At 52.2% G+C, this 20883-nt stretch carries 19 protein-coding genes; 10 read left to right on the top strand and 9 right to left on the bottom strand.

The features are described from left to right. Positions 1-57: 57 nt before the first annotated feature. Complete coding sequence (locus CBR65_RS10895; RefSeq protein WP_087466874.1) at positions 58-675, bottom strand: SCP2 domain-containing protein; 618 nt, start codon at positions 673-675, stop codon at positions 58-60. After that, on the bottom strand, positions 675-1424 hold the full coding sequence (ubiE, locus tag CBR65_RS10890) for a bifunctional demethylmenaquinone methyltransferase/2-methoxy-6-polyprenyl-1,4-benzoquinol methylase UbiE (RefSeq protein ID WP_087466873.1): 750 nt from the start codon (positions 1422-1424) through the stop codon (positions 675-677). The genes CBR65_RS10895 and ubiE overlap by 1 nt, the downstream gene beginning before the upstream one ends. Positions 1425-1534: 110 nt before the next feature. On the opposite strand from ubiE, the gene CBR65_RS10885 reads away from it, so the two are divergent. From CBR65_RS10885 to CBR65_RS10875, 3 genes are all read left to right on the top strand, one after another. After that, a complete protein-coding gene (locus tag CBR65_RS10885) occupies positions 1535-1999 on the top strand; it encodes a hypothetical protein (protein WP_087466872.1) in 465 nt (154 codons plus the stop codon). Positions 2000-2116: 117 nt separating this feature from the next. Continuing rightward, complete coding sequence (locus CBR65_RS10880; protein ID WP_087466871.1) at positions 2117-7723, top strand: alpha-2-macroglobulin; 5607 nt, start codon at positions 2117-2119, stop codon at positions 7721-7723. A gap of 186 nt (positions 7724-7909) precedes the next feature. Further along, positions 7910-8416 (top strand): transposase, encoded by a 507-nt coding sequence (locus tag CBR65_RS10875; protein ID WP_087466870.1) that lies wholly within the window; start codon positions 7910-7912, stop codon positions 8414-8416. A gap of 59 nt (positions 8417-8475) precedes the next feature. Here CBR65_RS10875 and CBR65_RS10870 read toward each other — a convergent pair whose 3' ends face one another. Beyond that, complete coding sequence (locus CBR65_RS10870; protein ID WP_087466869.1) at positions 8476-9798, bottom strand: glycoside hydrolase family 2 TIM barrel-domain containing protein; 1323 nt, start codon at positions 9796-9798, stop codon at positions 8476-8478. Between the two features lie 215 nt (positions 9799-10013). Between CBR65_RS10870 and pbpC the strand changes: the two genes are divergently transcribed. The 4 genes from pbpC to CBR65_RS10850 all read left to right on the top strand — a co-directional run bounded on the left by pbpC (position 10014) and on the right by CBR65_RS10850 (position 14687). Then, a complete protein-coding gene (gene pbpC / locus CBR65_RS10865) occupies positions 10014-12374 on the top strand; it encodes a penicillin-binding protein 1C (protein WP_087469025.1) in 2361 nt (786 codons plus the stop codon). 28 nt (positions 12375-12402) lie between these two features. After that, positions 12403-12996 (top strand): hypothetical protein, encoded by a 594-nt coding sequence (locus tag CBR65_RS10860; protein ID WP_087466868.1) that lies wholly within the window; start codon positions 12403-12405, stop codon positions 12994-12996. A gap of 227 nt (positions 12997-13223) precedes the next feature. Continuing rightward, a complete protein-coding gene (locus CBR65_RS10855; protein WP_087466867.1) occupies positions 13224-13754 on the top strand; it encodes a MauE/DoxX family redox-associated membrane protein in 531 nt (176 codons plus the stop codon). Between the two features lie 15 nt (positions 13755-13769). Further along, a complete protein-coding gene (locus CBR65_RS10850; protein ID WP_087466866.1) occupies positions 13770-14687 on the top strand; it encodes a YihY/virulence factor BrkB family protein in 918 nt (305 codons plus the stop codon). Positions 14688-14702: 15 nt separating this feature from the next. On the opposite strand, the gene CBR65_RS10845 is transcribed toward CBR65_RS10850, so the two are convergent. From CBR65_RS10845 to CBR65_RS10830, 4 genes are all read right to left on the bottom strand, one after another. Further along, positions 14703-14930, bottom strand: coding sequence for a hypothetical protein (locus CBR65_RS10845; RefSeq protein WP_087466865.1), 228 nt, complete (start codon positions 14928-14930; stop codon positions 14703-14705). Beyond that, positions 14927-15181 (bottom strand): mechanosensitive ion channel domain-containing protein, encoded by a 255-nt coding sequence (locus CBR65_RS10840; protein WP_232461419.1) that lies wholly within the window; start codon positions 15179-15181, stop codon positions 14927-14929. The genes CBR65_RS10845 and CBR65_RS10840 overlap by 4 nt, the downstream gene beginning before the upstream one ends. Further along, a complete protein-coding gene (locus tag CBR65_RS10835; RefSeq protein WP_087466863.1) occupies positions 15181-15447 on the bottom strand; it encodes a hypothetical protein in 267 nt (88 codons plus the stop codon). Before CBR65_RS10835 ends, CBR65_RS10840 begins: the two co-directional genes overlap by 1 nt. Positions 15448-15632: 185 nt before the next feature. Then, the gene (locus tag CBR65_RS10830) at positions 15633-16319 is read right to left on the bottom strand and encodes an OmpA family protein (protein WP_087466862.1); all 687 of its coding nucleotides are present in this window, start codon (positions 16317-16319) and stop codon (positions 15633-15635) included. A gap of 219 nt (positions 16320-16538) precedes the next feature. Here CBR65_RS10830 and CBR65_RS10825 point away from each other — a divergent pair, with 219 nt between their 5' ends. The 3 genes from CBR65_RS10825 (at position 16539) to CBR65_RS10815 (ending at position 19963) form a co-directional block, all read left to right on the top strand. Next, entirely contained in the window at positions 16539-17165 is a 627-nt protein-coding gene (locus CBR65_RS10825) for a DUF2799 domain-containing protein (protein WP_157672038.1), read from the top strand. 26 nt (positions 17166-17191) lie between these two features. Continuing rightward, the gene (locus CBR65_RS10820; protein WP_087466860.1) at positions 17192-18418 is read left to right on the top strand and encodes a dicarboxylate/amino acid:cation symporter; all 1227 of its coding nucleotides are present in this window, start codon (positions 17192-17194) and stop codon (positions 18416-18418) included. Between the two features lie 186 nt (positions 18419-18604). Continuing rightward, positions 18605-19963 (top strand): MATE family efflux transporter, encoded by a 1359-nt coding sequence (locus CBR65_RS10815; protein WP_232461418.1) that lies wholly within the window; start codon positions 18605-18607, stop codon positions 19961-19963. Positions 19964-20135: 172 nt separating this feature from the next. Here CBR65_RS10815 and CBR65_RS10810 read toward each other — a convergent pair whose 3' ends face one another. Both CBR65_RS10810 and CBR65_RS10805 read right to left on the bottom strand, forming a co-directional pair. Continuing rightward, a complete protein-coding gene (locus CBR65_RS10810) occupies positions 20136-20489 on the bottom strand; it encodes a DMT family protein (RefSeq protein ID WP_198300939.1) in 354 nt (117 codons plus the stop codon). Between the two features lie 20 nt (positions 20490-20509). Beyond that, positions 20510-20875 (bottom strand): hypothetical protein, encoded by a 366-nt coding sequence (locus CBR65_RS10805; protein ID WP_087466858.1) that lies wholly within the window; start codon positions 20873-20875, stop codon positions 20510-20512. Positions 20876-20883: the final 8 nt, after the last annotated feature.

Genomic DNA, 20883 nt, shown 5'->3' with positions numbered 1-20883 from the left:
AGCCTACAGGGATGTATTTACGGCGTGTCTCCCCCGCCTTCACCCGATCCCATACCATCAACCGTTTTTGCCGTGCTGTAAAAACTCTTTGATCCGCGCTTCCAAACGATCCGCCTGCAACCGCAGATCATCCACATCCTGATAAAACCCTTCCAATTCATTTCTGGAAGGTAATGTGCCTAGTTCTTCGGTCAAAAACTCACTCACCAAACGCTTCGCTTCACCGGCACGATCCTGCGTATAACGCGCGCCGCTGCGCAGCATCTCCGCGCCCTGGTGTCCCACCACATCGCCAACAATTTCCGTCAACGCTTCTTCCCAATCGATATCCAGATTTTTCAGCAGGCGCTGCAAATCCACCAGCAACCCCGTGTTACCAATCACCTCTACACCACTGTCAGCAAAGGTCGTCTGTTCACTGCGTGCAAGGCGCGCCAGGGCAGGCAGGGAGCCGCGCAAGCGGGTATGGACTTCACCTTCCCAATGGCCCATGAGGCAAATACCCGCGTCGTCGGGCGTGAGGTAAACCGTAAATGCCGGCGCGGTGACCTGGATGGCCAGTACCTGATCGGCCAGGCTCGTCAAGGCGATGCGGGTGCCCGGATCATAGCGCAGGGCGGTGTTGATGAGCTTTTCCAGTCCGGCGAGAGCCGCCGTGGAGAGGGTGGCGTCCATCAGGGTTTGATCCCTTTGTGCAGCGCGACGATGCCGCCGGTCATGTTGTGGTATTCGGTATTCACAAAACCGGCGTCTTCCATCATGGCCTTCAGGGTCGCCTGGTCGGGGTGCATGCGGATGGATTCGGCGAGGTAGCGGTAGCTGTCGGCGTCGTTGGTAATTAAGCGGCCCATGAGCGGCAGGACTTTGAATGAATAGGTGTCGTAAACCTTTTCCAGCAGGCTGTTCTGCGGCTTGGAAAATTCCAGCACCAGCAGGCGGCCGCCGGGTTTGAGTACGCGCAGCATGGCGCGCAGTGCCAGGTCTTTGTCGGTGACATTGCGCAGGCCGAAGGCGATGGTGATGCAATCAAAAGTATTGTCCGGGAAGGGCAGGTATTGGGCATCGGCCTGGGCAAACTGGATATTGCCCGCGACACCGCGATCAATCAGCCGGTCGCGGCCCACGTTGAGCATGGATTCGTTGATATCCGCCAACACCACCAGGCCTTCGCTGCCGACGCGCTTGGCGAACTGGTAACTCAGGTCGCCGGTGCCGCCGGCAATGTCGAGCACTTTATGGCCGCTGCGCACCGCTGAGACTTCAATGGTGAAGCGCTTCCACAAGCGGTGGATACCGCCGGACATCAGGTCGTTCATCACATCGTATTTGGCGGCGACCGAATGAAACACGTCAGCTACGCGTCCGGCTTTTTCGTCAACGGCGACTTCTTCAAAACCAAAATGGGTGGTTTTTTTCTCGTTCATAGCAAGGTCCAGGGCGGTGAGCGGCGGAGTCAAAGGCGGCTATTGTACAATGCCGGAGCGTTTACACCAGCCGGGGGCTGTCAGCAGCCGATCAGGAGACAGAAATCACCATGAAAGCCATCAGGACAGGCTTGGGCACACTGTTATTGCTTGGCGCATCGGCAATGGCGCAAGTTAACACGCTGATGCCGTTCAGTACCGACGGTTGCAGCATGATGCTCGATGGCCTGCCCGGTGATCTACCGCGCTGGCGCCATTGCTGTGTGGCCCATGATTTTGATTACTGGCTCGGTGGCACCGAGAAACAACGCGAACTCTCGGATCGGCGGCTTGAGCTGTGTATCAGCGAGGCCGCCACACCCATGCTGGGTAATTTTGTCTACAGCAATGTCCGCTGGGGCGGCAGCCCCTACTGGATCACGACCTACCGCTGGGGTTATGGCTGGCCCTGGTGGGATGCCGTTGTCCGCCAACCGCGCGGTTACAAAATTCTCACCAAAGACGAACGAGAACAGGCGGATGAATTGATCCCTGCTGCGAGACTGTTGTTGAAACGGGAACTGGATGCGGAATAAAGCCACATTTTGTGGTGCAACCAAACGATATTAGCGGCAGTCTGAACCATACTGTTACGCGACCTGAAATATTCCAAAAAAGTTTCACACTGACACACCACCGACAAGGAATCGGCAATGATGTTAATGACTGCCCGCAGACTTTTTGTTCTGCTTACTGTTCTGTTCAATGTTCTGTTTATTGTCACTGCTTGTGATCGCACGCCGCCCGCCGAGGCACCAACAGAAGAGGCAACGGCATCTGCCTGGGATGCGCATATTGTTGACTACCCCAAACGCTGGATTGCGACGGACGCACCGCTGATTATCCGTTTCAGCCATCCGGTGGTGGATGAGCAGCAGCTGAATCAACCGGTGGAGGGCTTGGTGTCATTAACGCCAGACCATCCGCTGATCGCGCTCTTCACCGCCACCGATGAATTGCGTATTACCCCCGGCACGCGCCTGCCCAATGATCGTCAACTTACCCTCACGCTGCGCAATAAAAAACTACAAGGTGTGGACAAAGATCTGCCGCCTTTTGTGGTGCAGGTGCATACCATCAAACAGGATTTCGATCTAAAGATCGATGGTCTGGTCAGTCAGGAAAACACGGAGCAGATGACTTTGCGTGGTCAGCTGATTACCACCGACCGTGCTGACCCCAAAGCGGTAGAAAATATTCTGCGCGCGAGTCTGGCGGGAAATACCTTGCCGGTTAGCTGGCAAGCGCAGAGCGATAATAAAACCTACGACTTTACCTTGGCGGATATTCCCCGCACTGCCGAAGCGGCCAGTTTGCGCCTTGAATGGGATGGCAGTGCGATCGGCTCCGACGAAAAAGGTGCGCGCGATATCACGGTGCCCGCCATCAATCAATTTCTGGTAACCCACGCACGGGTCGTGCGCCATCCTGATACTTATGTAGAGGTGAATTTTTCCGAGCCGCTGGATGCGCGACAAAATCTGCGCGGCCTGGTGCGCCTGGCTGATCAGGAAAATGTGCGAGCACAAGTGGACGGCAGTCGGTTGCGGGTTTATCCCGCGCAGCCGTTGAGTGGTGAAGCGGAGCTGGTGGTGTCTGAATTATTGCGCAGCAGCCAGCAAAAAAATCTGCCGGAGGATTATCACCACACCTTGATGATGGCCGTGGCAAAACCGGCGGTTAATTTTGTGGGCAATAGCAGCATCCTGCCACCGGCCTCACAAATCTCGGTGCCTTTTGAAGCCGTGGGGGTGGACTCGGTACAGGTCATCGCGTTTAAAGTTTATGCCAACAACATCGGCCAATTTTTACAGCGCTACAATCTCACCGCGAATGTAGCCGACACCAGTACCGGCCGTTATTTGTGGCGTAAAACCTACCGCCTGCCCGACATTCCCCGCGAAGCCGCGCAACGTTTTCATCTCGATTTAACGGAATTAATGGCGCAGCATCCCGATGGATTGGTGCGTATTGAATTGCGTGTGGATCGCAGCAACGCCATTTATGAATGTGAGAGTGAGCGTCCGGTCGAGCCCACTGCGGCGATGCCGGAAGACTACGATGGTGTGGATTATTATGCGCGCGAACAGGAACCGGATTGGTATCGCCAATATTACGAGTCCAGTGGATACTGGAATTACAGTGAACGCAATAACCCCTGCCATGATGCCTACTACGCTTACGGCGATAATGTCAGCAGCGGCCGCACGTTTATGGTGTCCAACATCGGCATCATGGCCAAGCGCGGTGCCGATAATAAATTGCATGTGATCACCACCGGATTAAACGACGCGGCGCCTTTGGCGAACAGCAAAATCAACGTATTTAATTTTCAACAACAGGTGATCGGCTCTGCCCAAACGGACCAATACGGTATGGCCGAGGTCACCACCGATGGCACACCTTTTTATGTCACGGCGGAGCGCGACAAAAAACTCGGCTTTTTACGCATCCCGCGCAACGAAGCGCTGCCCACCAACCAATTTGATGTGGCGGGCGAAAATGTCAAAGGCGGCTTGAAAGGATTTATCTACGGCGAACGCGATGTCTGGCGACCGGGGGATGATATCTTCCTGACGTTTATCTTGCAGGACAAAGAGAAATTATTACCTGATGATCATCCGGTCAAACTGGATTTGTTCGATCCGCGCGGCAACAAAGTCACCAGCCAGACCAATGTGCAGCCGGTGAATAATTTCTACACCTTTCAGTTGCGCACGGAAGAAACCGCACCGACAGGAAACTGGCGAGCGGTGGTGCATGTGGGCAACCGTTACTTCGATAAAATTCTTAAGGTCGAAACCATCACGCCCAACCGTTTGAAGGTGGATTTAACACTCAGCGAAACGCCATTGCGCCTGTCCACTATGCCGTCGCAGGTGGAGCTCTTCGGGCAATGGTTACACGGCGCGGTGGCCAATCAATTGAAGGCCGATTCGGAAGTCAAACTCAGTAGCAAGGTAACGCGCTTTGATGGCTTTGATCAGTTCAGCTTCGATGATCCGGCGCGCAGCTTTGAAGGCAGTTCACAAAAAGTCTTTGATGGAAAATTAAATGCCCAGGGCCGTGCGCAATTTCCCTTGAATGTACCGGTGGAGTCACCGCCGCCCGGTATGTTGTCTGCCACTTTCGTCACACGCGTGTTTGAAGAGAGCGGTAATTTCAGCACCACGCTGCGCCGCTTTGATTTATTGCCCTACGACAATTGGGTTGGCGTGATGGTGCCCAAGGGCGACGGTTATCAGGATGCGATCAGTCGCGAGTCAGACCATGAAGTCACTTTTGTGACCCTGGGGCGCGATGGCAAAACCCTGGCAAACCGGCAATTGGATGTAACGGTGTATGAAATTGGTTGGCGTTGGTGGTGGGATCAGGAAAGTGAGGATCTTGCCAGTTATGTCGGCAATCAAAATCATACGCCGGTAAGTCAGGCAAAACTCACCACGGATAATAGTGGCCGCGCACGCTGGACGCTGGCTAAAAATACGTATGAATGGGGACGCCATTTAATCCGCGTGTGTGATGTGCAGGGCGATCATTGCGCGGGGCAGGTGGTGTATCTCGGCTGGAGCTGGAGTGAACAAAAGAATCCGGATTCCGCCACACAGTTGATGCTCACTACGGATAAAGAAAAATATCAGGTCGGCGAAACGGCTATTGTGCGTTTGCCGCAGAGTCAACAGGGCCGCGTTCTGTTAAGCCTGGAAAATGGCAGCCGCGTGCTCGAACATCGCTGGCTCGATCTAAAGCCAGATCAAACAGAAATCAGTATTCCGATTACCGCCGATATGGCCCCCAATGCTTACGTCAATGTTGCGCTGTTGTTGCCACATCAAGCGCGCGAAACCGATGCGCCCATGCGTTTGTACGGCATAGTGCCGCTGCTGGTGGAAGATCCTGCCACGCAATTACAACCAGAAGTCGATGTTCCCGACGAGGTGCGCCCGGAGACTGAATTTACCGTCAGTGTCAGTGAAAAAAATCAACGGACGATGACATATACCCTGGCGATAGTGGATGAGGGTTTATTGGGGTTGACCGGTTTCAATGTACCCAAAGCACATCAATATTTTTATCGCCGCGAAGCGCTGGGCGTTATGACCTGGGATTTATTTGATCAGGTCGTTGGTGCTTATGGCGCATCGCTGGAACGTGTGCTCGCTATCGGTGGTAGTGACGCCGACAAAGAGGCAGACAATAAACGCCGTGAACGTCGCTTTCCGCCCATCGTGAAATTTATGGGGCCCTTTACGCTAAATGCAAAAGAAACGCGCGATCATAAAATTACCTTGCCGCCCTACATGGGCGCTGTGCGGGTGATGGTTGTGGCGGGCGATGAAGGTGAAGTCAACGCCTACGGCAGCACAGAAAAATCGGTAACGGTAACGCAACCTTTGGTGTTATTCGCCACCTTGCCGCGTGTGGTTGGTCCGGGTGAAGATGTGACCTTGCCGGTGAATGTTTTTGTCAGCGATGTGGCCATTAAAGACGTAAGGGTTGAGGTTGAAACCAATGAAATTTTTACGGTGATTGATAACAACACCAACCTGAAATTCGATAGCCCCGGTGATGCGATTGCGAGCCTGCGCTTGAAGGTCAATGATCGCATCGGCAAAGGGCGGGTGCTGGTAACGGCGCGCAGCGGTGACGAAACAGCGACCCAGGAAATCTTTATTGAATCCCGTGCGGCGAATCCGCCCTCGGTTATCTGGGAAAGCAAATTGCTTGCGCCCGGCGAAACCTGGCAGTCACCCTTAACGCCCCACGGCATGGCCGGTACTAACCAAACCACGCTGGAGGTGAGCACCTTGCCGCCGCTGAACCTGGAGAAGCGGTTGGATTATTTAATTGGTTATCCGCACGGTTGTCTGGAGCAAACGGTGTCGGCAGCGTTTCCACAATTGCGTTTATCCAAACTGGTTAATTTGAATGAGGCGCAGACGGCGGACATCGAGAAAAATGTGCGTGCGGCAATCAATAAACTGGCGAGTTTTCAGCAGAGTAATGGCGGCTTCAGTTATTGGCCGGGTGCCAGTTATGTGAACGATTGGGCCTCCAGTTACGCGGGTCACTTCCTGCTGGAAGCGAAACGTGCCGGCCACGCGGTGCCTACCGGTTTGCTGGATCAGTGGATTAATTATCAGCGCGATCTCGCGCGGAGCTATCGTGGGCAGCAACAGGATTATGATGCGACGGTGGCGGCTTATCGGCTATATACGCTCGCCTTGGCTGACAAGGCTGAATTGCCGGCAATGAATCGTTTGCGCGAGCAGTTGCGCCGCCCCACGGACAATCGTTACAACATCACCGCGATGCGGTTGTTGTCATTAACCTATCAACACATGGGCCTGAAAGATGCGGCAACGGATGTGCTGGCGAACGCGAGTGATCAAGTGCCGGATTACGATGTGTCCGGTTATACCTACGGATCAGAATTACGCGACCGCAGTATCCTGTTGATTACCCGCATTCGTAACGGTCAGGCGAAGGAAGATTCAACCTGGCAATTGGCAGAAGCAATTGCGACGGAATTATCCAGCGGCAATTGGTACAGCACCCAGAGCCTGGCCTGGGCATTGTTAGCCATGAGCGAATTCGCGCAGCATTCCGGTGCAGGTGACGATATGCGTTTTGCGATTAATACGACCAATAATTGGCAAAACATCCAGGCGACAGAAACTTTTTATCGCCAGCCGTTGGAACAGAGTCAACTCAGTGTGCGCAACGATGATGACCACAATATTCGCGTGTTGGTAAGCAATCGCGGTATTCCTGCGAATCTGGAAGAAGTGGCGAGCCAGCATGGTTTGAGTATCGCGGTTGATTTTATGACGATGGATAATCAGCCGCTGTCGGTTGAGTCGTTGATACAAGGCACAGATTTTGTTGCTGAAGTGACGGTCAGCGCCGACTTTATCACCTTGCCGGTTGATCGCGTGGAGGATATCGCGCTCACGCTGGTCATGCCCAGCGGCTGGCAAATTCGCAATGAACGTCTGGAGGGGGCGCAGTTGCCGAAAGGCCTGGATTATATGGATATTCGCGATGATCGCGTGTTGAGTTATTTCAGCCTCTGGCGGGATTATTATTGGTCCTACCGCTACAACGACCGCAATCAAACCAGTGTGACGGTGCGCGTTATTTTAAATGCGTCTTACGCGGGTAAATTTTATTTACCAAGCTGGCAAGCCAACGCCATGTACGATGAAAAAATTCACGCGAAGACCAAAGGCTATTGGGTGGAGGTTGTGGCGGAGTAGCTTTTTGATTGAGGCTTTCTGAGCAAGGGCGGTGTCGGGTTACGCTTACGCTAACCCGACCTACGGAGCGCAAAGTAGGTCGAATTAGCCGCGCAGCGGCGTAATCCGACACCCAACTTGCACCCACACAAAAACTTCTGCAATATTCGCTCAACACAGAATACGCAACACTCAAAGGACTGAACCATGCAATACCGCAGAGCCCTGCACAACGGTGGCTGTTATTTTTTCACTCTAGTCACCCACGAACGCAACCCCATCTTTAATCATCCCGATGTTGTTCTCCTGCTGCGTCAAACCTTCAAGCGCATAAAACGCAATTACCCTTTCGATATCGACGCCGCCGTCATCCTGCCCGACCACCTCCATTGCATTTGGACTTTACCCGCCCACGATGACGATTTCTCAACACGTTGGCGGTTGATAAAAAGTGGTTTTGCGAAAGCTTACGGACAACCATTGCCCATCTGGCAAAACCGTTTTTGGGAACATTTGATTCGCGACGAAAGGGATTATCGCCAGCACCTGGATTACATTCATTTCAATCCGGTAAAACACGGTTATACACAAACACCCGCGCAATGGCCGCATTCAAGTTTTCGTAAATTTGTTGAGTTGGGATTTTATGACGAGGATTGGGGGGAGAGGTGGATTTGCCGGAGACGGTGGGGAATGAGTAGATTGTTTTATTGAATTGACATGGTTGTGTCGGATTAGCGCAGCGTAATCCGACACCCCACCCGCCAAAAAAATCACCGCACAAAAAACGGCACATTCGCGGCGGCGGCTCGATTAAACCGATTGGTCACGTAAGCAAACAAACGATAAGGCCCACCTTCTTCCGGCGCTTTGAACTCAAGGGTTCCTTTCCGATCGTCATTTACAATCAAACCTTCCACCGCTTTCGGGCGGGCTTCCGGGTCCCCGCCGGCGCGAATGTCGGTGCTTTCCGGTAAAAATTCCCAGCGGACAGTAAACGCTTCGTTGTCGGGATGAAACGCATCAAGCTGTGCGGTGTAGGTTTTTCCTGCTTCCAGGTAAATACTCTCTTCCGCCCTTTTTCCATCAATCAAAAAGCTGCGAATAGACGGCGCGCGCTCTTTGGGCCACTCGCCGGTCCACAAAAACTGCATGGTATCCACGACTTCGGTAGCTTCACCGGATTCCAGAAACATACCGTACCAGGTTGGTGTGGTTTCCTGTTTTTGTCCCCATAAAAAGGCGTAGGAGCCCAGGGCCTGATCAGGCGCACCGAGCACGCCGGCTTCGTAACGTTCGCGATAGGATTTTGCTTTTTCAGTCGTAGTTTGCTCGATAGGTACATCCCAATCAGTCCTGGTAATTTGCCAGTGACCGGTAGGGCCCCATTCGGTGACCGCGTAGGCGCCAGTCCAGCCGATATCTTTCAGGGTTTGCGGCAGGGTTTCCAGACCGCCGTAAATGTTCACGCTGAGGTAATCGATACTTGGCACGCGTTCCATAATCAGCTGCGCTTTTTCGGCATCAATACCGGCGGTGACCGTCGTGATTAAATGATTGGGATCAAGTTCGCGCACCATCTTCGCAATATCTTCGATGGCATACCACACCTTGGTGTTGGTATAAAACAGGTCGACTTCGTTACCCAGGCCCCACACGAGAAGTGCGGGGTGATCCTTGTATTTCAGGACCTGCTCGCGTACTTCTTCTTTTTGCCTGGCTACGGCGGCTTCATCGTTGTAATCAAAGCCATGCCGCTCGTGACCCAGGCGCAGTCCCATCATCACGGTCAGGCCGTGCTCGTGAGCTTCGTCGAGGATGCGTTCGGCATCGTTAGTGCCCCAGGTGCGCAGGGAGTTGCCGCCGCTGGCGGCCAGTAATGGAATGTTATGGCTGCCTCCGGCGCCGCGAATAAAGTAGGCTTGATCACCGCGATAAATCTGAAAGCGGCCGTCTTCCTGTTTCAGCGTGACCGGTATGGCGCCGCTACTGGACGCCGCTTGTGCATTGGCTTGTTCATTTGACGGGTCTTCCGTCGAGGGATTACAGGCAGCCAGAAGCGCGGGAAATGCGAGAGTAAAAAGGAGCTTGCGCATGATGTTGTTCTCTTGTTATGGGTTTATTGGTATTGCGGGCGCCGATGTCCCGTGTTCCAACGTTAATCTATTCATCGGCGCGACTCAAAACAATTTTCGTTAAGATGGTGTGGGAGAGAGAAGCTGGAATAGGCGAGTCTTGATGTGGATGTGTGTCGGATTACGCCCTTGGCTAATCCGACCTACGGGTAATGTATAACGGTGAAAAATTATTGATGAATCGGCGTTTCGGGTTTCAGGGTTTTGCGTTAGCGGCACTGGTATTGGTACTGGGTGTGGCGATATTGGTTGTGCAATTCGCTCCCTTGCCGGAAAAGCTGACCCGTGTCAGTTATGCCACGATGCTGTTGGATCGCGAGGGACATTTGCTTGGCGCAAGCATCGCCGCTGATCAGCAATGGCGTTTTGCACCGGTTGAGACGCTGCCGGAAAAATATGTGCAGGCATTGTTGTTATTTGAGGATCGCCGTTTTTATCACCATCCCGGTATTGATCCGCTGGCGATTGCGCGCGCGGCCTGGGGCAATCTGCGCGACGGGCGGGTTACCAGTGGTGGCAGTACCATCACCATGCAATTGGCGCGCATGCTGCGCGATGAACCGCCGCGCACATTGACAAGCAAAATCATTGAAGCCGCTCGCGCATTGCAATTGGAGTGGCGTTTTAGCAAAGATGAATTACTAATTCACTACGCCAGCCACGCGCCTTTCGGTGGCAATATTGTTGGCTTGCGTGCAGCGGCCTGGCGTTATTTTGGCAGGGCACCGGAAGAGTTGTCCTGGGCGGAATCTGCGTTGCTCGCGGTCTTGCCTAACAGCCCGGCGCTGATTCACCCGGGACGCCAACGGGATGTGCTGCAAGCAAAGCGTGATCGCTTGTTGCAACGTTTGCATGCGCAAAAAAAATTAACGGCACTGGATCTGCAATTGGCATTGCTGGAACCCCTGCCGGAAAGACCGCAAACCTTACCGCAAACAGCACCGCATTTTCTCTCCACCGCCAAACAACAATTTCCTCAGGATGCCGTCTTACATTCAACACTCGATGCACAACTGCAACAACATGTTCAGCAGATAGCGCAGCGCCACAGTCGGCGACTGGCCAATGAGGGAGCGAACAATATTGCGCTGCTGGTTATCGATCATCAAACCTTGACGACGCGCGCTTATGTGGGTAATCAGGCGTGGCAAAACCAGGCGCGTTATTCGCCGCAGGTGGATATTATTCAGCGGCCGCGTTCTACCGGCAGCATTTTAAAACCCTTGTTGTATGGTTTGATGTTGCAGGATGGTGAGTTGCTGCCGACCACTCTGGTGTCTGATATTCCCACGCAATTTGCCGGTTACAAACCGCAAAATTATGATCGCCAGTATCGCGGCGCCGTGCCGGCGCATTACGCGCTGGCGCATTCACTGAACGTACCGGCGGTGCGCATGTTGCGCCAGTACGGTATCAGCCGTTTTCACCATCATCTGCAAGCCATGGGCATGACAACCTTATTTCGTCCGGCGGATGATTATGGGCTGACATTAATCCTCGGCGGTGCGGAAGGCACGCTGTGGGAGCTCACCTCCATCTATGCACGCATGACCGCCAGTGCGCGCGACGGCGCATTCGCATCACCGAATACGATTCGTGTATTGCGCGATGAAAAATCATCCTCATCGTCGCACGCAACCTTGAACCAGGGCGCGGCCTGGTTGACCTTGCAAGCGATGGTAGAGGTGGTACGCCCCGGCAATGAAAATTTGTGGCGGGATTTTTCCGGCAGCCAGACCATCGCCTGGAAAACCGGTACCAGTTATGGCTTGCGCGATGCCTGGGCGATCGGCAGCAATGGCCGTTTTACCGTTGGTGTCTGGGTGGGCAATGCCGGTGGAGAAGCGGCCAGTTTTTTAAGCGGGCAAGCCAGTGCTGCGCCGATTCTTTTTGATGTATTTGATCGCCTGGGCTCAAGCAGTTGGTTCGAGCGCCCACTGCAATCTCTGAAAACCGTGAGCGTATGCCGTAACGATGGCTATCTGGCCGGGGGCCAATGTACGGCGCAAGATATTTTTATTCCGGTCGATAGCCATTTTCAGCAGGTTACGCCCTATCATCGGCGCGTGCACCTGGATGCGGCGGGACAATTTCGCGTGCATAGTCGCTGTGAATCCGTCAGTCAGATGCAAGCAGTAGACTGGTTTGTGTTGCCGCCCGCGCAGGAATTTTTCTGGCGGCAATACCACAGTGATTATCGCAGCCTGCCACCCTGGCGAGCGGACTGCCTGGCGGAGCGCAGTGAACTTGACGATGATCAACCGATGGATTTGCTCTATCCTCATGAAGGCAGTCGCGTTTATATTCCGGTAGATCTGGATGGCCGCCGCAGTCGCGCCGTCTTGCAGGCAGTGCATCGTCAACCGGAGATGACGCTTTACTGGCACCTTGACGATAACTTCCTGGGTGAAACCAACACCTTTCACGAGCAAAGCGTTTCACTGGAACCCGGTTGGCATAAGTTGTTATTGATCGATCAGCAAGGCTATCGCCTGGAACGGTGGTTTCAGGTGCTGGGCGATACGCCGGAAGAATAATATTTACGATAATCAAGAGGGGAAAAAAATGGAAAATGAAATCTATAAAACGCCGGAGGCCGATCTGGAAGCGACATCGATCGATGAGACCGATGATCACTTTTATGTGGTCTCCCCGCAAAAATTTCTGGTGCTGTTTTTTATGACGGTGGGTATTTATCGCATCTACTGGTTCTATAAGCATTGGGCGCAACATAAAAAGCATATTGACTCCAGCATCTGGCCGATTCCTCGGGCAATCTTTTCGATATTTTTTACCCATTCTTTATTTGATTTAATCGACTTTCGCTTGAAAGACAAAAATATTTCGTTCAATTGGACGCCCGGTTTGTTAGCGACGTGCTACGTTATTCTTTTGCTGGTTGAGACGGTGGTGGAGCGTTTATCGGCAAAAGATATCGGCTCGCCCATGACTGATATTGCTTCAATCCTGCTGTTGCCTGTATTGGTGTGGCCACTGTATCGGGCGCAATTGGCTGCCAACGCTGCATGTAGTGATCCACAGGGGACCGGCAACAGCCAGTTCACACCCATCAACTGGTTATGGATTGTGGTTGGCGTCTTATTCTGGGGATTTATTGCGCTGGGCATGTACAGTATTCTGGTCGACTACGCGGGCTAAAAACTTTCATCTGCCGGGCAGGCTGCCAACAAATGCGGGTTGGTAGTTTGCCCATTGTTCTTTTTACAGCCTGCCCTTGTAAATCTGACAAAATTTCTGCTTTTTAGTCTCCCCCTCCAATCTTCCCCTCCATAGCTACTTGCTGTAAGTGCACGCTTCGTTTAGCGCGTTTTAAATGGAATAAAAAATGCAACCTGCTTTATCTCTGTCGTAAAAGGAGCCCTGATATGAGTGAGCAAGCTGATTACCATCAACGCGATGACCAACGCGGAAAAAATATCGCCGATTACTGGCCTTTGATGGTGTTGATTGCCATTGCGATTCTCGCTGCACTGGCGTTAAAAAGCGGTTTGAATATGGCGCCGATGGCGGGTATGCACTTTTATATGGGCATCGCCTTGTGTCTCTTTGCCATGCTGAAGTTATTCGATTTGTCAGGTTTTCGCGATGGTTTTGCGATGTACGACCTGGTGACAAAGCGATTCAGCTACTACGCCTGGATGTATCCCTTTATCGAATTATTACTGGGCCTGAGTTACCTCGCGTTTTTTGCCCCGGTGTTGACGTATCTGTTGACGATTGTTGTTTTCGGTGTCGGTACGCTCGGGGTTTACCGCGCGCTGCAAAATAATATCGATATTTATTGCCCTTGTATGGGTTCGGTGCTCAAGGTGCCTTTAAGTACGGTTTCGCTGATCGAGGATGTCAGTATGGTCGTGATGGCATTGTTGATGTTGCTGACGCGAATATTTTCCTAAGTAAGGCTGCCGGCAATGATGCTACAGCATGTAAAAAATATGGGCAGCCTGCTCAAGGAAACTTTCTCGCAGTGGATTAGTCGTGACCCCTTCAGGAACAGTACCGTCATTGCCTACTACACTATTTTTTCGATGCCGGGTCTGCTCATTATTATTATCAACCTGGCGGGTTATTTTTTCGAGCAGCAGGCTGTCAGCAATGAAATAGATCAACAGATTCGTGCGCTGATCGGCGCCAAGGCTGCCGAGGATGTGCAGGCAATCGTGTCCAATGCAAATCAAAGCAAAGGTTTCACTATTTCATCCATCGTCAGTCTGGCCACCTTGCTGTTTGGTGCAACCGGTGTGTTTTATCAATTACAACAAACGCTCAACCTGATGTGGGAAGTCAAGCCACAGCCCAAACGAAAATTGCTCAAGCTGGTAATGGATCGTTTGTTTTCTTTCGGTTTGATCCTGGTGGTCGGTTTCCTGTTGCTGGTCTCGCTCGTGCTATCCACCGTGTTGAGTATGATAAGCAACTGGGTCGCAGCCTACTTCTCTGGTTCACTCAATGTGGTTTTCCGTCTGCTCGATGTGAGTATTTCGCTAGGCGTTATTACCTTGTTATTTGCTGCGATCTATAAATTTTTACCGGATGTGGAAATTGAGTGGCGCGATGTCTGGATCGGTGCGCTGGTCACTTCCCTGTTATTTGTGCTCGCTAAATTCGCGTTGGGGCTGTACTTTGCCTACAGTGATCCCGGTTCTGCCTATGGCGCAGCGGGCAGTATTATCCTGATCATGTTGTGGGTTTCATATGCTGGCATGATCCTGTTTTTTGGTGCGGAATTTACCCGGGTTTATGCCCGGCGGCATGGCCGCCGAATTATGCCTTCGGAGTTTGCCGTATCAACCGCGTCAGAACCTGTACGGTTTGATAAAGATAATTAGCCGTCTCCTGTAGCATCACTTCAATAAAGTTGTTTTTCCCTCGCCGAGAGTGGATTTTTCTGCTTGCTCTTTGATAATAGATGTTTCAGTTTTTAACTCGCCTTCCGCTGGTGTGCATAAGGCATTTTCCTGTTGATCATGCTCGACTACTGCCTGGTTGTTCACCGGCATTTGACTTGGCACTTGCTCAGTACCAGCAGATGTCCGTTGTTCATCCTTCTCAGCTTTATTTTTTGCGATCACCTGTATCCCTTGCGGGAAGATAACTTCACGCGCGTTGTCACCGCCTGAACGACACCGATAAAATTCAATACCTCAATGGTATCGCCCAAACGAAATGGCCGTTGCAGGCTGATCAGAATACTGGCAAGAAAATTCTCGGCGATGTCACGAAAAGCAAAACCGATAATCAAACCCAATAAACCTGTACCACCGATGACGGTTGTGGCGAGATTATTTAACCCGGTAATATTCAAAATCAGATAAATGCCCACTAATAAAATCGGCAGGGCTTTGTAAATTGTCGAACCAGCGCATGGCCCTCTTCTAAAACAGGCGCTATGACAGTATCGGAAATTCGGGAATCAAGCGGAATACGCTCAGCGGGAACGATATCGTGCTGTTGATCGGGGTTATCGGTGATTGGCGGGTTTTTACTTTGCTGCGCACCGGCGGATGCTGCGGCGAAGAAAAACAGGCAGAATAAATATGTGATGATGGGCGGAGCAGAGTGCCTGGTATTGCGCTGCATAAAAACCATAAACCGGTCTCCCTGTTGTGTCGCGGAGGATTGCTTTCCGAATAGACCACATAACAGGAATTTTTATCACCTTTTTTACGCTGGTTGGTGTTATAACAAGTCATCAGGTTTACGTCCTTGTAGTAAATCTCCTTACCTGATTAAAAAATCCCTTTTGTATAAATTCCTTACTGACGTGTTGTTACTTACTGCATGGAAACGACATTCGGTTGTGGGTTAACGATCTCGATATCCACGCGGCGCTCCAGCGCATAGGTGTCGGCATTGTCGAGCGGTGTCTTGGCGCGATTGGCTCCATGGGCGGTGATGCTAATGCGATCGTAATCAACACCGGCCATCTCCAGCGCCTCTTTCACTGAGATTGCGCGATAATGCGATAGGACTTCGTTGTAATCTTCCGTTCCGCGCGGGTCCGCATAGCCGTGCAAGTGAATCGCCAGGTGTTGGTGCTTGTTGAGGAAATCAGCGAGAATCTGCAATTGCTTTTCACCTTGTGCGGTCAGGCTGTCTGAACCGGTGAGGAACAGGACTTGCAGTTGTAGCTGATCAAAAGTGTGTTGTTGCAGTTGTTCCAGTGCTGTACTACGTTCAATCAATTCAGTATTCAAATGAGAAATGGTCATCTCTGCATCCGTCCGGGCCAGTTGGGCATCATCAAGTTGATCAGCCTTTTCGATTTGATCTCCCAGGTAAGCGCCGCCGATGGCGCCGACAAACAAACCGATGGGGCCGCCGGCGATGGCGCCGAGGATACCGGCCGTGGTGAATACGGTAGCTTGTTTGACATCTGTTTTGATATCGTCGGCCTGTGCGGCCAACGGCAGACTGGCGGATGAGACAAGAGCCATGGATAATGCGATTGCTTTTTTCATGTTTGCGGTCCTTTGTTGTTCGGAAAAAATGTGTAGGAAGAAAACGCTTGGGAAAATGTGTTCTTGACGATGCTTAGTAAACCGCAGGAAAAAGGCAGTGCCGTGGCGAGAAAAAGGAAAAGCGCTGATGAATTATGGCGAATTGTGGCAGATGGAGTTTTGGCAGATATGCAGATAGATAGATGCAAGCTGCCAGGGATAATTAACCAGAGAAAATCCATGACAATAAAGACCAGCATTATCGCCGCCGTATTGCTTATGGCAGGCTGTGCGACCCTGAGTAAAGACGAATGCCTGAACGCCGACTGGCAGATCATTGGTTTTGAAGATGCCAGTAACGGTTACGCAATGGATCGTATCGGCCAACATCGCAAAGCCTGCGCATCGGTAAAGGTCGTGCCGGATATGGCAGCCTACGAGGCGGGCCATCGTAAGGGTGCGCGGCAATACTGCACCCGCGAGCGTGGTTACAGCGAAGGCGTGGACGGTAAGGCCTATAACGGCATTTGTCCCCTGGATCTGGTGGATACATTTATGCAGGCATACCGGGATGGGCAGGAGCGTTATCAATTTGAAAAGCACCTGGATGACCTGGCTGCGACTATGGTCTCCATTAAACATCGCATCGAAGAGATTGATGCAGACATCGCCTATCACGAAGGTGAAATCATCAGCGAGCAAAGCGGATCGGAATCCCGCGCAGAACATCTCAACATTATTCGCGAGCTACGCTACGAGTTGAGCGATTTGCAAATGGAATTGGTGAATCTGGAAGAGCAACATTATCGGTTGGACGGCGATTATCTCCATCTGCTGAATCAGCATCGTCGTCAAGGCTATCAATAGGTTTCGCAGTACGATCAGGAAATTCCATGCCAGGTATCAATATCCAAATTTTAATCGCCGCTGTGCTCGGTGTCCTTCTGGGTTGGTGGGTCAGTGGGCTTGCTGATACATCCACCACGCGGGAAGTCGTACTTTATTCCAGTGGCATTGTCGGTGGTATTTTTATCGACTTGCTCAAGATGGTATTGATACCCTTGGTGTTTACGTCAATCGCGGTGGGTATCGCCAACCTGCAAGCGCATCATCAGGTACATCGCGTGTGGATGACCACGCTGGGGTTTTTTGTTGTGTCCACTAGCCTGGCGATGTTGCTCGCGTTAACAGCGGCGAACATGTTTAAACCCGGTGCGGGCTTGGAGTTGTCGCTGTTTCAGGACGCGATGGAAAATTTCGACGCAAAGCAACTAACCATGCCGGAGTTTTTCATTCATTTCTTTCACAACCTGTTTATGAATCCCTTCGCCGCTCTGGCTGACGGCAAGGTGCTGCCGGTGGTTATCTTTGCCTTATTTATTGGTATTGCACTGGTCATCGGCGGTGAGCGGTATCGTAATATCTTAAAACTCTTGCAGGAATTCCTTGAGCTGATCATGCGCATCGTGGGCTGGATTATGGTGCTGGCGCCGCTCGGTATTCTGGCGCTGTTGATCAAACTGGTGGGCACCCAGGATATCGGTGTACTGAAAACGGTGGCCGGTTTTATCGGGCTGGTATTTGGCACCACGCTCATTCACGGCGTCATTGTTTTGCCGTTGCTGTTATTTATTGTCACGCGCAAAACCCCACTCTGGTTTCTGCGCGGCGCGCGCGATGCGCTGGTCACCGCCTTTGCCACTAGCTCCAGCACCGCCACTTTGCCGGTTACCTTGCGTTGCGCCGAGGAACAACTTCATGTCCGGCGGGACATCGCCGGTTTTGTCATCCCCTTGGGTGCTACGGTGAATATGGATGGTACCGCGCTCTATGAAGCCGCCGCCGCATTGTTTGTTGCCAACCTGGTCGGCATTGAACTCAGCCTTGCGCAACAACTGGTGATTTTTTTCACCGCCATGATTGCCTCCATGGGCGCGCCGGGTATTCCCAGTGCGGGCATGGTGACGATGATCATGGTATTGCAATCTGTCGGTTTGCCGGCCGAAGCGGTTGCCATCCTGCTACCCATTGATCGCCTGCTTGATACGGTGCGTACAGCGGTTAATGTGGAAGGCGATATGGTCGGCAGTTTGGTCGTGCAGCATGTGACGGATCGTTAACCGGTTATATTCACGGCAACAGGAGAATGAGATGGAACATGAAAAAATAAATTACGTGGAATTTTCTGCAGCGCTTTACCGCTAAAGAAATGTAAATTCCTCCGCCTTGCGTGGATTCTCCATGCGCCTTTTATTTCACTCTCTATAATAGGCGCAACTTTTCTCTTATCCCCCACCGGAGCCGTTGTGACCCTGCCCAAAACCCCAAAATCTTTCTGGCTCAGTGTGCTGGTATTGGCCCTGCCGGTCGCTGCGCAGATGTTGTTGCAGTCCATGTTGGGGATGGCCGACGTCATCATGGTCGGCGGTTTGGGACCGCAAGCAATTGCGGCGGTGGGCCTGGCGGCGAAGATTCACTTTTTATTGCTGGTGTTGATGAGCGGCCTGGCGACCGGCTGTAGTGTGCTAGTGGCTCAGTACACCGGCGCGCGGGATTTTCCCAGTTGCCAACGCACCGTGTCGGTGACCTTGTTTGTCGGCATGGTCGTAATGTTGCCCTTCACCCTGGCCTTCGCATTTGGTGCACCCACCTGGGTAAACTGGATTAACCCGGACCCGCAGGTCGCTGCGCTCGCCGCACAATATTTACAGATCACCGCACCGGTATTATTGCTGACGCAGGTGATTGTAATCTTCGAAGCCTCGCTGCGCGCATTGGGCAATACCACCATGCCACTGGTGGCCGGCGTGATCGCGGCGATAGTAAATATCGCGCTGAACTACGCGTTAATCTTCGGCCACTGGGGTTTTCCTGCGTTAGGTGTTGCGGGTGCAGCCTGGGCAACTTTGGCAGCGCGCGCGTTGCAGTTGTGTTTTATGCTCAGCTGGTTATATCTCAGCAAACACGGCTTCGCATTAACCTTCGCGCAACTGCGTGGTGGCATCGATAAAGAACACATCCTGCGTTACAGCGTCTTCGCCTTACCGCTGGTAGCGAATTACGCGATATGGGCCGTAGGCAACTCGGCCTACCACGTCATCACCGGCTTTGCCGGCACCGAAGCACTGGCCGTCATGGGCGTCATCGTCCCGCTGGAAAGTGCATTCTTTGCGTTATTCGTAGGCCTGGCCAATGCCTCTGCTGTGTTGGTAGGTCGAGCATTAGGCGCGGACAACACCGCCGAAGCCTGGCGACTCTACCGCTTCTTCGACCGTCTCACCCTCGGACTGGTGATTTTTTTCAGCCTCGCCCTCTGGTTTGCACGACCCTACATCCTGTTAGTGTTCGATCAACTGGATGAAAAATCCACGGTATTACTGATGAACACCCTCGGCGTTTTCTGCGCACTGGTATGGCTAAAAATTCTCAACATGATTCGCATCATCGGCGTACTGCGCGCTGGCGGCGACAATCGTTTTTGCCTGATCACCGACACGGTCGTAATGTGGGTCTTCGGCCTACCCATTTACGCGGCAGCCGTGTTCTTTGGCAACTACTGGTTCGTTATTTTATACGCGCTAATGTTCCTGGAAGACGGCCTGAAATTTTTACCGGTTATCCGCCGCATCCACACCCGCAAATGGATAAAAAACCTCACAACCTAATATTTTTAGGTGCATTTATTCTTTCAATAATTCCGTTTCTTGGCACATTGTTCGGAGATGGTGTGGGGAAGGGGTTGTGAGACCATCACCGACATGGATGTCGGTGCTGAGCCCCCACGGACGGGTTCACGGCGTGTCTCACAACCCCTTCCCCGCACCATTCGGCCCAAAACTAAGCCGTAAACTTATCCCGAAACATAAAAAACACCGCCCCCAACAAACACAACCCCGCCCACAAATAATCCAGCTTCAACGGCTCCTTCATGTAATACACCGCAAACGGCACAAACACACTCAGCGTAATCACTTCCTGCATAATCTTGAGCTGCCCGACATTCATCACCGTATAACCAATGCGATTCGCCGGCACCTGCAAAAGATACTCAAACAACGCAATACCCCAACTCACCAATGCCGCAATAATCCAGGGTTTTTGATTCAATTCTTTCAGGTGCGCATACCAGGCAAAGGTCATGAATACATTACTGCACGTCAACAGACAGATGGTGGTTAAGGTTGCCTGCACGATAAAACCTCAAGAAAAAATTAACGGGATGTCGGTGCGGGCGCGGCTGCCTTTTCAGTTTGCGCGCCCAACCAGTAAGACACAGGTACGCTGCCCAGCCAGGAAATAACGAAGGCGATCTTGGCGGTGGTGAGTAAAGGGCTATCGGCGGCCAGGGCTTTGTTGATGGCGGATCGAATGGAAAACATATCGGCGGGAATCTGGCCGTTGACGATGCGTTCCGCAATGACCTGCGCAACGTCCATCACGTAATACATGATATAGCCAACGGCGAGGGTGGCGGGCAGGGCGAAGAGTAAAACCAGCCAGTAACGTTTCATTAAAAAAAATCCTGCGCCGGGGTAAACCAGTCCGGAGAAAAGCGCGGCTTTTACAGAAAGTTTCATGAGTCACC

Source organism: Cellvibrio sp. PSBB006 (assembly GCF_002162135.1).
Classification (GTDB): domain Bacteria; phylum Pseudomonadota; class Gammaproteobacteria; order Pseudomonadales; family Cellvibrionaceae; genus Cellvibrio.
The sequence above is the reverse complement of the archived record's forward strand: the minus strand, read 5'-3'. Positions and strand labels throughout refer to the sequence as shown.